Below are 12,657 nucleotides of genomic sequence, written 5' to 3' on the forward strand. Positions count from 1 at the left end.
GCCGTGCGCAAGATCTTCCGTGCCGAGCAGACCCTCGTGGGGGGCCGGCTCGTGCCGGCCGATGTGGAGGTCGACACCGCGTCCGGTTCGATCACGGCGGTGCGCACCGGGGACGAGCGCGACGCCGCCCTGGCCCGCGACGCGCGGATGGACGCGGGCCACGACGCCTCGGGCGCGCTGGTCGTCAACGCACCGGACGGCACGCTGCTGTTGCCGGCCTGCGTCGACACCCACGTGCACGTCAACGAACCCGGCCGGACGTCGTGGGAGGGGTTCGCGTCCGCCACCGAGGCCGCCGCGTACGGGGGCATCGCGACCCTGGTCGACATGCCGCTCAACTCGATCCCGCCCACCGTCGACACCGATGCGCTGGCGGTCAAGCGCGCCGTGGCGGCCGGGCAGATCTTCACCGATGTCGGCATGTGGGGCGGTGCGGTGCCCGGCAACCTCGGCCGGCTGGAGGCGCTGTGGGACGACGGCGTCTACGGGTTCAAGTGCTTCCTGGTCGACTCCGGGGTGCCCGAGTTCGCCCCCCTGGCCCCGGACGCGTTCGACGCCGCGATGGCGGAGATCGCGGGCTTCGACGGGCTGATGATCGTGCACGCCGAAGATCCGGACGTGCTGGGCGCGGTGCCCCCGTGGTCGAGCCGCCACTACGCCGACTTTGTCGACAGCCGGCCCGACGAGGCAGAGGTGCGGGCCGTCCGCACCGTGATCGAGGCGGTGCGGCGCCACGGCACCCGCGCCCACATCCTGCACGTCAGCAGCGCCCGCGCGCTGGAGCCCATCGCGACCGCCAAGGCCGAAGGGCTGCCGCTCACGGCCGAGACGTGCCCGCACTACCTCGTGTTCGACGCGCAGGCGGTGCCGGACGGGGCGGCGGAGTTCAAGTGCTGCCCCCCGATCCGCGACCCCGGGAACCGCGAGGAACTGTGGGCGGGGCTCGTCGACGGGGTGCTTGACTGCGTGGTGTCCGATCACTCGCCCTCGACCCTGGAGGAGAAGACCCGCGGCGGGGGAGACCTGGCGCAGGCCTGGGGTGGGGTGTCGAGCGTGCAGGTGACGTTCCCCACCATGGTGGACGCCGCCGCGCAGCGTGGCCTCGGCATCGAGACGGTGAGCCGCTGGATGTCGGCCGGCCCGGCCCGGGTGGCCGGGTTGACGGGCAAGGGCGACCTCGCCGCCGGGATGGACGCCGACCTGATCTGGTACAGCCCGGGCCGCTCCATCGCCATCGACGGGAGCCGGCTCGCGCACCGCAACAAGCTCTCCGCGTACAGCGGCCGCGTGCTCTCGGGCAGCGTGTCGCGCACCGTGCGCGCCGGGCGGACGGTGTTCGACGGTCACGATCTCGCCGAGCCGGACGGCCGCATCCTGCGGCGGGGCCGGTGAGGGCACCCGGCCGGGCCTCCGCGCTGGTCGCGGCGCTCGAACCGCGGGGACGCAGGCAGGCCGACATCGTGGCGGAGCTGCGCCGCGTCCTCGTGGCCGGCCGCGCGGGCCCCGGGGCCCTGGTGCCCCTGGACCAGATCGCGCAGCGCTTCGAGGTGAGCCACATCCCCGTCCGCGAGGCCCTCAAGACGCTCCAGGCCGAGGGTCTGGTGGAACACACCCCGGGCAGCGGGTTCCGGGTGGCCCGGCTGGGGCTGCCCGACCTGCTCGAGCTCTACACCGTGCGGCGCGCGTTGGAGGCCGCGGCGCTCGGCCCGGCGTTGGAGCGGGCGGGGGAGGACGACAGGGCGACGGCCCGAGTCAGCCTCGCGCGGCAGTCCGCGGCGCTCGCGAGTGGTGACGTCGCGGCCTGGGACGCCGAGAGCCGGCAGTTCCACACGTTGCTCGTGGCGCCGTCGGGGATGCCGCGGTTGTGCCACATGATCGCGGTGGCCAGCAACGCGATCGGGCCCGCGCTGCCCATGGTGCGGCTGCCGGCCGACCGGGTCCGTGCGCTGCACGCCGACCATGCCGAGCTCACGGCCCTGTTCGTCGCCGGAGGGGATCCGGGGCCGATCCAGGCACTGGCCGCCGCGCACGTCGAGCGCATGGCCGCCTGGCTGACCGAGGCATGGCCCTCGGCCGGCGGCACGCGCTGATCTGCGCACCCCGGTGTTCGGGCCGCATCATATATTTGGCTGAAACCGCCGCGTAATGGGCATCGCCGTTTGCTGAAACACGCATTTCCTACCGTTTCGCGTGTCGTTCTTCGTCACGGTCAGGAGCTCACCGATGCCCCGTCAGGATTCGCTCGCGGCGCCCAGGGCGCTCCCGCAGGCGAACGCGCTGCGCTCGCTGCTGCTCACCTGCGCCCGCATTCCCCGGTGGGCCGACGCGGTGCTCGCCGAGGCGCCGGCGTCGGCCTCCGAGGCGCGGGCCGTGGCCGAGCGGTTGTCGTGGGGCTGGACGTGGGCGGAGGTGGAGGCCGCCCTGGCCACCCACCCCCGGATCGGGGAGCGACCCCCCGTGACGGACGCCGACGCCGATTCGGCGCTGGCGCGCCGCGAGCAGGCGGGCGTGGGCGACACGCTCGCCGCCGACCTGCACGCCGCGAACGTCGCCCACGAGCAGCGGTTCGGTCACGTCTTTCTCATCCGTGCCGCCGGTCGCTCGGGGGCGGAGATCCTCGCCGAGGCGCGCCGACGCCTGGCGCTCGACGCGGCGTCCGAGCGTCGGGAGACGACCGACCAGTTGCGCGAGATCGCGCTGCTCCGGCTGGAGGGGATGCTCCCATGAGTCTCGTCACGACCCACGTGCTCGACGCCGCGACCGGTCTGCCGGCCGAGGGCGTGGGCGTCCGCCTGCTCACCGGAGACGGCGCGGAGGTCGCCACCGGCGTGACCGACGGCGACGGCCGCATCGCCGCACTGGGTCCCGAACGTCTGGCACCGGGGCACCACCGGCTCGAGTTCGCGGTGGGGCCGTATTTCGCCGCCCGCGCGACGCCCACCTTCTTCCCCGTCGTCACCCTCGACTTCCTCGTGGGCGCGCTGGACGACCACCTCCACGTGCCGCTCCTGCTCAGCCCGTTCGCCTACTCCACCTATCGCGGCAGCTGACCACGCCGCCCCCCCATCCCCCCGCCCACATCCCGTCCGAGGAGACCGTCCATGACCACCACGCTCGATCCCGTCACCGAGGCGCCGCCGGCGCGGCCCGAGGACGAGAAGCTTCCCCTGCCCACCCTGCTCGGCGCCGGGCTCCAGCACATCCTCGCCATGTTCGGCGGCGTCATCGCGGTGCCGCTCATCATCGGCGGGGCCGCGGGCCTGGAGGGCCCGCAGATCGCGCTGCTCGTCTCCTGCAGCCTGTTCGTGAGTGGCCTTGCGACGGTGCTGCAGACCGTCGGCGTGCCGTGGTTCGGCTCGCAGTTGCCGCTCGTCCAGGGCATCTCGTTCGCCTCGGTCTCGACCCTGCTGACCGTCGTCGCCGGCAACGGTGCGGAGGGCATGCGGGCCGCGTTCGGCGCCACCCTGGTCGCCGCGCTGGTGTGCCTCGCGATCGTGCCGTTCTTCGCCCAGGTCGTGCGGTTCTTCCCGCCGGTGGTGACAGGCTCGATCATCACGGTGATCGGCCTGTCGCTGATGCCGGTGGCCGCAGGCTGGGTCACCGGGCAGGCGACGCTGAACGGAGCGCCGAACCCGAACTACGCCTCCGGGGCCAACCTGGCGCTGGCCCTCGTCACGCTCGCCGTCGTGCTCGTGCTGAGCAAGATCCGGGCGACGAGCCGCATGGCGATCCTGCTCGGGCTGCTCATCGGCACCGTCATTGCGCTGTTCACCGGTCAGGCGACGTGGAACCTGGCCGGCGCCGCGCCCTTCGCCCTCCCGCAGCCGTTCGCGTTCGGGACGCCGACGTTCGCCCTCGGCGCCATCATCGCCATGACGGTCGTGATGGTCGTGGTCATGGTCGAGACGACCGCCGACATCCTGGCCGTCGGCGAGGTGATCGGCACCCACGTCGACAGCCGGCGGGTGTCCGACGGCCTGCGCGCCGACATGCTGTCGTCGGCCGTGGCGCCGGTGTTCAACACGTTCCCCGCCACGGCGTTCGCCCAGAACGTCGGGCTGCTCGCGCTCTCGGGCATCAAGTCCCGCTGGGCGGTGGCCGCCGGCGGTGTCGTGTTGGCCTTGCTCGGGTTGTCGCCCATGCTGGCCGCGGTCGTCCGCGTCATTCCGAGCCCCGTGCTCGGCGGCGTCGGGATCGCGCTGTTCGGCACCGTGGCGGCGTCCGGCATCCGTACGCTCAGCAAGGTCAACTACCAGGGCAACCAGAACCTGCTGATCGTGGCGGTCGCGATCGCGTTCGGCCTGCTGCCCGACCTGTCGCCCTCGTTCTGGCACTCCCTGCCAGAGGGCCTGATGGTCGTCGTGGACTCCGGCATCTCCGCCGCCGCGATCGTGGCCGTGGTGCTGAACCTGGTGTTCAACGTGCTGGCGCCCGGACGCCCACCCGAGCCCAGCCACCTGGCCGCGGCGCCGCCCCGGCTGGTGCAGCAGGGCGAGATGGAGATGCTGCGCGGAAAGGGTGAGCACTGATGAGGGTTCTCGTCATCGGCGCCGGCATGGGTGGCCTGACCGCCTCCCTCGCCCTCCGGGCCCACGGCCACGAGGTGACCGTCTACGAGCGCGTCCGGCAGAACCGGCCGGTCGGCGCGGCGATCTCGATCTGGAGCAACGGGGTCAAGTGCCTCAACTACCTGGGGCTGGGCGACAAGGTGAAGGCGCTCGGCGGCCCCATGGACAACCTGGCCTACGTGGACGGCCTCACCGGGGACACCCTGTGCCGGTTCAGCCTCGACCCGCTCGTGGAGCAGGTCGGCCAGAAGCCCTACCCCGTGTCCCGGGCCGAACTGCAGGCCATGTTGTTCGACGAGGTGGGCGCGGAGAACATCCGCCTCGGCCACAACCTCGTCGGTGTGGAGGACGACGGTGAGACCGTGACCGCCCACTTCGAGAACGGTGAGACCGCGACGGGGGACGTCCTCATCGGCGCCGACGGGGCCCACTCGACCGTGCGGCAGTACGTGCTGGGCGGCCCCACCGAGCGCCGCTACTCGGGCTATGTGAACTACAACGGCCTCGTGCCGATCTCGGCCGACCTGGCGCCGGCGGATCAGTGGACCACGTGGGTCGGGCAGGGCAAGCGCGCCTCCGTCATGCCCATCGCGAACGGGCGGTTCTACTTCTTTCTCGACGTGCCGCTGCCCCTGGGGCTGTCGCCGGACAAGGACGCCTACAAGGCGGACCTCTCGGAGTACTTCTCCGGCTGGGCGCCGCCGGTGCAGCATCTCATCGGCACGCTCGACCCGGCGACGACCAACCGCGTCGAGATCCACGACATCGAGCCGTTCATGACCTGGACGCGGGGCCGCGTGGCCCTGCTCGGCGACGCGGGGCACTCCACGACGCCCGACATCGGGCAGGGCGGATGCCAGGCGTTCGAGGACGCCATCGTGCTCGCGATGGCGCTGCAGACGAACACCCTCGGCATCGAGGACGCACTCGTGCGCTACCAGAACCGGCGCAACGAGCGGACGGCGGAACTCGTCCTGCGTGCCCGGAAGCGCGCCGACGTGACGCACGGCGTCGACATGGCCGTCACTCAGGCCTGGTACGACGAACTGAGCCGAGAAGACGGCACCACCATCATCCGCGGCATCGTCGCGAACATCGTCGGGAACCCGGTGTCCTGACATGGCCATCGCAGCGCACACCGCACCCACCGCGTCCATGCCACCCCACGAGAAGAGGGCCCGTACCGTGAAGATCCTCAAGAACCCCGCCCTGCTGATCGGGGTCGCCGCCCTCGCCGGAATCCTGTTCGGCCTCGTCGTCGGCGAGTGGGCGGGCAACCTCGCCTTCATCGGAAGCATGTTCATCCGCCTCATCCAGATGTCGATCGTGCCGCTCGTCATGGCCTCGGTGATCGTGGCCACCGGCTCGATGACCGGTGCGGGCGCCGGGCGCCTTGCCGGGCGCACGTTCGGGTGGATGCTCGGCTTCTCCGCCGTCGCGGCCCTCCTGGCCTACGGGTTGGCGGTGCTGATCCGGCCCGGGGTGGGCATGGTCTACTCCGGTGAGGTCGACCCATCGCTCGCGGAGTCGGCGGCGGCGTCCACCGGCTGGCAGGAGACCCTGCTCGGGTTCGTGTCCACGAACGTCGTGAACGCGATGTCGACGGCCTCGATGATCCCGATCATCGTGTTCTCGTTGCTGTTCGGGTTCGCGCTCAACGTCCAGATCGCGGCCACGGGCAACCGGCTGTTGCTGGACGTCATCGACCAGGTCCAGCAGGTCGTGCTCACCATGATCCGCTACGTCATGTACCTGGCCCCGATCGGGGTGTTCTGCCTGTTGGCCGACCTGGCGGGGCGCATCGGCTTCGCGGTCGTCACCACCGCGCTGTCCTACCTCGGCACGACGCTGCTCGGCGTCTTGATCCTCATGATGCTCATGGTGGCCGTGGTGGCGGTGCGCACCGGCCTGAACCCGGCCCTGCTGCCGCGCCACCTCGCCGAGCAGACCGCCATCGCGGTGACGACGACCAGTTCGGCCGTGACCTTCCCGACGGTGCTGCGCAATGCGGTTGAGAAGGTCGGCATCAGCCAGCGGGTCGCGAACTTCACGCTGTCGGTGGGGCTGACCATGGGCTCCTACGGAGCGGTGCTCAACTACATGATCGTCGTGATGTTCCTGGCCCAGGCCGGCGGCGTGGCGCTCTCACCGGGCCAGATCGTGCTCGGCATGGGCCTGGCCATCCTGCTCAACATGGGCACCATCACGGTGCCGGGCGGGTTCCCGGTCGTGGCGATGTTCCTGGCCACGTCGCTGGGGCTCCCGTTCGAAGCCGTCGGGCTCCTCATCGCGGTCGACTGGTTCACCGGCATCTTCCGGACGTTCCTCAACGTGAACGGGGACACGTTTGTCGCGATGCTGGTGGCGAAGGCGACCGGGGAGATCGACGAGGACGTCTACAACGGCTGCGCCACGGCGACCGCCGATGAGCTCAACCTCGGCGAGTACGCCGCCACGTTCGAGAAGGCGGACGCCCAGGACTGAGGTGCGCGCGGGCCACCCGGGCATGGCTGAGGCGTCCGGGTCGGGGCGACCAGCCATCAGCTCCCTGGGACAGCCCCGTTGGGCGGACAGGGCGGTGGGGCGGTGCGCTGGTCGCGAGTCGTAACTGTGATCTATTCGTGAGCCATTGTCCCTCGTCGATTCCAGGTTCTGAGAGAAAATGTCAGACCCAGCTCCTAGGGTGGGTCCCATGACGGAGGAGCTGCACCACCTGAGCGACCTGGAGCTGGTCGCCCTGGTCGACGCCGCCCTCGACGCGCTCACCGACGACCGGCTGCGGCTGCCCGATGACCGCGACGTGCTCGCGCTCACGCACGAGGCGGTGCGCCTCACCGGGCGGGTGCAGGCCTGGCAGACCGCGCTCGTGGCCCGTGTGGAGGACGAGGAGGTCGCGGTCCGCGCCCACGGGACATCGGCGGCGACCTGGCTGGCCGACGTCGCCAACCTGACCCGCACCGAAGCGCTCGCGCTGGTGCGGTCGGGGCAGGAGTGGCGGCGGTTCCCGCAGGTCGCCCAGGCGGTGCACGCCGGGGCGATGCTGCCGGCGCAGGCGTCCGCCATCACCCACGTGTTGGGCCAGCTGCCCGACGACCTGCCCGAGGCCACCCTCGGCCGGGCCGAGGAGATGATGGTCGACTTCGCGCGCCGGCACAACGCGGTCGAGCTGCGCCGGTTGTCGGGGCGGTTGCTCGAACTGGTGGCGCCCCAGATCGCGGAGGAGGCCGAGGAGCGGCGCCTGGAGCGGGAGCTGCTGCGGGCCATGCGGTCGCGATTCCTGTCGTTCAGGCCGGATCACGCGGGCTCGGTACTGATCCGCGGCAGCCTGCCGGTCGGCGCGGCGCAGGCGGTGACCACGGTGCTGGACGCCTTCGCCGACCAGATCCGCCGCGGCGCGGAGGTTCTCGATGCGAACGCCGAGCAACTCACGCCCGGCATGCGGCGGGCCGATGCGCTGTGCGCGATGGCGGATCTCCTGCAACGGCAGGGGCGGACGCCGGTGCACGGCGGTGACCGGCCCCGCGTGGTCGTCACCTGCAGCTGGGAGACCCTGACCCGCGCCGCGACGGGGGTGGGACCGCTGGCGGGACGCCTGCTCGCCACCGACGAGCCGATCGCGCCCTCGCAGCTGCGGCAGTGGCTGTGCGACTGCGAGGTGCTGCCCGTGGTGCTCGGCGGCGCGTCCGTGGTGTTGGACGCCGGCCGCGCCGAGCGGCTCGTGCCGCCCGCCATGCGCGCCGCCCTGGAGGCCCGGGACCGCGGCTGCGTGTTCCCCGGCTGCGACGCGCCCCCGGTCGCCTGCCACGCCCACCACATCCAGCCCTGGTGGGCCGGCGGGAGGACCAGCCTGGCCAATCTCGTGCTCGTCTGCCCGCACCACCACGGAATCGTGGAGCCCAGTTCGCGCCCCGAGGACGACCCCACCCGCCGGTGGCAGGTGCGTCTCCCGCAGTCGGGCCCCGCCGAGGTGATCCCCCCACGCCATGTGGATCCGACCCTGCGGCCCCGCATCCACAACCGCTTCCGGGTGGTACTGCGGACGTAGCGGGTGGCAGGGCGTAGACCGGACGCCAGCCAACCCTGGGGCACGCCAGGCGGGGCGGACCTGCCCCGACCGTCAGCGTGCGAAGAGCGTCGTCTCGTAGTCGTAGCGCAATGCTCGGTAGTAGTGGTGACCGACCTCGATGACGGCGCCGGTGTCGTCGAAGGCGATCCGATCGATGGTGAGCAGCGGCGTCCGGCCAGGCTCCTGGAGCATGCGCGCCTCGGACTCCGTGGCCAGCCTGGCCCCGATGCGCTGCCGGGCGAGCGCGGGCTGGACGCCTCGGCTGCGCAGGGACGCGTAGAGCCCCCGCTCGGCGAGCTCCGCCTCGGCCGGCGCGATCTCTCGCCGCAGGAGGTTGGTCATCACCGCGATGGGCTCGGCGTCGGCCAGGCAGAGCCGGCGCACGACCACGACGGAGGTGCCGGCGTCGACCTCCAACTCGCGGGACATCTCTGGGGTGGCCTCGGTGGGGCAGTACTCAAGGATGCGTGTGTCCGGCCGACGCCCGGACGCAGCCAGGTCTTCGTTCAGCGAGGTCAGCCCCGCAGGGCGCCGCACGCGCTCCGGGGCCACCTGGGTTCCCACGCCCCGACGCCGCACGAGCAGGCCGCGGTCCACCAGAGAACCCAGGGCCTGCCGCGCCGTGGGTCGAGAGATGCCGAGCCGCCCGGCCAACGCCACCTCGTTCTCCAGCAGCACCCCGGCGCGCAGCCGGCCCTCCGTGATGGCGGTCTCGATGCCCGCCGCCACTTGGTGGTAGAGCGGGACGGGGCTGGTCCGGTCCAGCTCGATGCGCAGCGGCGTCGTCACCGTCCCTCCCGGGGGCGGCTGGTGCCCTCGTGGGCTGGGGCCGGCGATTCGGCCGGGACGGCCACGCTCATGGGTCAGTCCTTCAGGCCGGAGTTGATGTCGGCGTTCATGATGTAGCGCTGGAAGACGGCGAAGAGGATGACCATCGGGATGAGCGAGATGACCGACGCCGAGAGCAGCACCGACCAGTTGATGTTGTCGGCGCCCACGATGGAGCGCAGCGCGAGCTGCAGCGTGTAGCGGTTCGGGTCGTTGAGCACGATGAGGGGCCAGATGTAGTCGTTCCAGCGCCACTGGACGCTGAAGATCGCCAGCGTCACCGCGATGGGGCGCGCGAGCGGGAACATGATGCGCGTGAAGATGCGGAACTCGCTGGCTCCGTCGATGCGGGCGGCCTCGAGCAACTCGTCCGGGATCGTGCGGAAGTACTGCCGGAACATGAAGATGCCGGTGGCCGTGATGATCGACGGCACGATGATGCCGGCCAACGTGTTGTACAGCCCCAGGTCGCGGATGATCGCGAAGGTGGAGGGCATGATGACCTCGGTCGGCAGCATCGTGGTGGCGAGGATGCACAGGAAGAATGCCCTGAGCCACCACGAGCGGAACTTCGCGAAGGCGTACCCGGTCAGGGCGGAGACGATGACGGTCAGGGCCGTGGTGATCACGGCGACGAGACCGGTGTTGTAGAAGTACCGCCAGAAGTCGAATCGCGTCCAGGCCGTCTCGTAGCCGGAGAGGGTCCAGGTGCGGGGGAACAGCGAGAGCGGCAGGGAGAACAGCTCACTGCCGGGTTTGAACGAGCTGAGCAGGAACCACAGTGCCGGGAAGAGGAAACCCAACGCCACGAGCACGAGCAGCAGGGTCAGGGGGATGCTGACGGCGCGCGCCCTCATGCGAGGTCCTCCCGCCGGTCGAACCGCATCTGGATGATCGCGATCACGACGAGAATCCCCATGAGCACCATCGAGACGGCGCTGGCGTAGCCGATCTGGGCGCGCTCGAAACCCGTGCGGTAGATGTACTGCACCATGAACATGTTCTGCGTACCCGGCCCGCCGCCGTTGAGGGCCTGCACCAACGCGAACTCCTTCATCGCCCCGAGCGTGCCGAGCAGGACCACCAGGAACATGGTGGGCCGCAGCAGCGGCAGCACGATGCGGAAGAAGCGCTGGGACGACGTGGCCCCGTCGATCTCGGCGGCCTCGAGGTAGGACTTCGGGATGTTCTTCAGGGCCGCGATGAACAGCAGCATGTTGAACGCCGTCCCGCCCCAGGTGCCGGCCAGGATGAGCACGAGCAGGGACAGGTTGCCGTCGGTCTCCCACCGCTGCGTCGGCAGGTTGACCACGGTGAACAGGTAGTTGATGAGGCCGAAGTTCTCACCAAACAGCCAACGCCAGATGACGCCGGCGACGATGGGCGAGATGAGCCAAGGGATGAAGAAGATCACCCGGGCCACCGTCTGGAAACGGGTGGCGGCGCTGGTGAGCAACAGCGCGATGCCGAGCGCGACGACGACGTGCACCGGCACCGACAGCACGGTGTAGGTCAGCGTGCGGCCGAGGACCGCGTAGAACTGCTCGTCGGCGAACAGGCGCTGGTAGTTGTCCAGTCCCACCCACCGCGGGCTGCCGACGCCCCGGTAGTCCGTGAACGAGTAGTACAGACCCAAGGCGCCCGGGCCGACGAAGAAGACGCAGAACAGGACGAACGCGATCGCGATGAACAGCAGGGGCACCAGGGTCTGGCCCGGGCGCGTCCGGCGCCGCATGGCGGTGGTGCCCGAGGGAGCCGCAGCTGTCGTGGTCTCAGCCATGCCGGTCGCCCCCGTGCTCAGCCGAACGCCTCGGTCATGCGGTCACTGACGTTCTGGATCGCCGTGCCCAGGTCGATCTCGTCGTTGAGGTACCGGATCACCTCGTCACGGAGCGGGTCGCCCTCCGTGCTCAGCCCTTCCGCCTCGAAGCCGATCTCCATCTGCTTGATCTCGCCGACGACCGGGGCCGCGTTCGCGATCTCGTCGTTGTAGAGGTCGAAGGCCGCCTGGTTGTTCGCGTAGGTGATCTCGGCGTCCGTCGTGGCGGGCAGGAAACCGGAGGTCTCGGCCAGTTCGCGATAGTTCTCGGTCTGGTACAGCCAGTTCACGAAGTCGTACGCGGCGTCGGCCTGGTCGCCCTCGAAGACGACGATGGACGCCGCGTTGCCGTACTGGACGGCCTGGATGGGCTGCCGTGGGGTGTACACCGAGACCCATTCGAAATCGGCGATGTTCTCGGCGAAGTCCGCGATCTGCCACGAGCCCGAGTAGTACGACACGACGTCGCCGGACTTGAACAGGGCGTTGCCGTCGGCTTCGGACAGCCACACCGAGCGCGGCATGAAGGTGTCGTCGTTGAGGTTGTGGAAGTACTCCAGGGCAGTGCTCGTCGCGTCGTTGGTCTCGAAGACCCCCTCGGCGTTGGGCTGGAACAGCGTCGAGCCGAACTCGTACAGGAACGACTTCAGGCGGTGGGAGGAGCGGTCCATGGCCATGCCGTAGGACGCCCCCGTGGCGGCCTGCACCTGGCGCACGGAGTCGACGAACTCGTCCCAGCTCCACACGTCGACGTCCTCGGTCGGGTACGCCACGCCGGCCTGGTCGAACAGGGTCTTGTTCAGGTACAGGCCGACGGCGGTCACGTCGGTCGGCACCGAGTAGACGAAGCCGTCCTCGCCGGTGGTGGCCAGGTCGGCCATGATGTTGTGTTCGGCCACCAGCTCGCGCAGGTCGCGGGTCACGTTCATCCAGACGGGGTCGACGGCGCCGACGCGGGCGAGCGCGGGCAGGGCGTTGGCCTGGGCGGCGTTGCGCAGCCGCGTGCGGAGGTCGTCGTTCGCGATGTCGACGATCTCGACCGTCACGCCGGTCTCCTCGCCGTATTTCTCGGCCATGTGCGCGAAACCGCCACCTTGGTTGGCGTCGCCGGAGAGGAAGAACTGCAGGGTGCCCGGATCGCCGCCGTCGCCACCGGCGCCGGACCCCGAGGTGGTGCCACCACCACCGCAGCCGGCCGTGAGGCCCAGCACCGCGGTGCCGGCGACGCCGCCGGCGATGAGGGTCCGTCGGGAAATGCCAGTACGCATGTCGATCCTCTTCCTTGAGTGACGCAGGTTCCTACCCGACTCTGGGTCAGCCCCGCGCGGAGGCGGCCGGATGACGGCTGGGCTGAACCTAGCAGTGGCGTTGGGCCG

Annotated in this window: 12 protein-coding genes; 8 read left to right on the forward strand and 4 right to left on the reverse strand. The window is 70.6% G+C overall.

All coding sequences use genetic code 11. The annotated features are described in order from the left end of the window. Positions 1–3 precede the first annotated feature (3 nt). The 8 genes from allB to PCC79_RS06030 all read left to right on the forward strand — a co-directional run bounded on the left by allB (position 4) and on the right by PCC79_RS06030 (position 8,613). Entirely contained in the window at positions 4–1,392 is a 1,389-nt protein-coding gene (allB, locus tag PCC79_RS05995; protein WP_232549710.1) for an allantoinase AllB, read from the forward strand. Beyond that, positions 1,389–2,090: a GntR family transcriptional regulator gene (locus tag PCC79_RS06000; protein WP_342373285.1), complete on the forward strand. Its 702-nt coding sequence runs from the start codon at positions 1,389–1,391 to the stop codon at positions 2,088–2,090. The genes allB and PCC79_RS06000 overlap by 4 nt, the downstream gene beginning before the upstream one ends. A 133-nt stretch (positions 2,091–2,223) precedes the next feature. After that, positions 2,224–2,727 (forward strand): 2-oxo-4-hydroxy-4-carboxy-5-ureidoimidazoline decarboxylase, encoded by a 504-nt coding sequence (locus tag PCC79_RS06005; RefSeq protein WP_232549708.1) that lies wholly within the window; start codon positions 2,224–2,226, stop codon positions 2,725–2,727. Further along, entirely contained in the window at positions 2,724–3,050 is a 327-nt protein-coding gene (gene uraH, locus PCC79_RS06010; RefSeq protein ID WP_232549707.1) for a hydroxyisourate hydrolase, read from the forward strand. The genes PCC79_RS06005 and uraH overlap by 4 nt, the downstream gene beginning before the upstream one ends. A 51-nt stretch (positions 3,051–3,101) precedes the next feature. Further along, positions 3,102–4,529, forward strand: coding sequence for a nucleobase:cation symporter-2 family protein (locus tag PCC79_RS06015; protein WP_342373286.1), 1,428 nt, complete (start codon positions 3,102–3,104; stop codon positions 4,527–4,529). Continuing rightward, positions 4,529–5,686 (forward strand): FAD-dependent urate hydroxylase HpxO, encoded by a 1,158-nt coding sequence (gene hpxO / locus PCC79_RS06020; protein ID WP_342373287.1) that lies wholly within the window; start codon positions 4,529–4,531, stop codon positions 5,684–5,686. Before PCC79_RS06015 ends, hpxO begins: the two co-directional genes overlap by 1 nt. Position 5,687: 1 nt before the next feature. Next, positions 5,688–7,052, forward strand: coding sequence for a dicarboxylate/amino acid:cation symporter (locus PCC79_RS06025; protein WP_342373288.1), 1,365 nt, complete (start codon positions 5,688–5,690; stop codon positions 7,050–7,052). 208 nt (positions 7,053–7,260) lie between these two features. Continuing rightward, positions 7,261–8,613: an HNH endonuclease signature motif containing protein gene (locus PCC79_RS06030; protein WP_342373289.1), complete on the forward strand. Its 1,353-nt coding sequence runs from the start codon at positions 7,261–7,263 to the stop codon at positions 8,611–8,613. A 72-nt stretch (positions 8,614–8,685) separates the two neighbouring features. Here the strand turns inward: PCC79_RS06030 and PCC79_RS06035 are convergent, their stop codons facing one another. The 4 genes from PCC79_RS06035 to PCC79_RS06050 form a co-directional block, all read right to left on the reverse strand. After that, positions 8,686–9,423: a GntR family transcriptional regulator gene (locus tag PCC79_RS06035; RefSeq protein WP_342373290.1), complete on the reverse strand. Its 738-nt coding sequence runs from the start codon at positions 9,421–9,423 to the stop codon at positions 8,686–8,688. A gap of 74 nt (positions 9,424–9,497) precedes the next feature. Then, on the reverse strand, positions 9,498–10,319 hold the full coding sequence (locus PCC79_RS06040) for a carbohydrate ABC transporter permease (RefSeq protein ID WP_232549701.1): 822 nt from the start codon (positions 10,317–10,319) through the stop codon (positions 9,498–9,500). Then, positions 10,316–11,242, reverse strand: a complete 927-nt coding sequence (locus tag PCC79_RS06045; RefSeq protein WP_232549700.1) for a carbohydrate ABC transporter permease — start codon at positions 11,240–11,242, stop codon at positions 10,316–10,318. Before PCC79_RS06045 ends, PCC79_RS06040 begins: the two co-directional genes overlap by 4 nt. A 17-nt stretch (positions 11,243–11,259) precedes the next feature. Then, complete coding sequence (locus PCC79_RS06050; protein ID WP_342373291.1) at positions 11,260–12,549, reverse strand: ABC transporter substrate-binding protein; 1,290 nt, start codon at positions 12,547–12,549, stop codon at positions 11,260–11,262. Between the last annotated feature and the right edge of the window lie 108 nt (positions 12,550–12,657).

Source organism: Propioniciclava soli, assembly GCF_038502305.1.
GTDB classification, from domain to species: Bacteria; Actinomycetota; Actinomycetes; order Propionibacteriales; family Propionibacteriaceae; genus Propioniciclava; species Propioniciclava soli.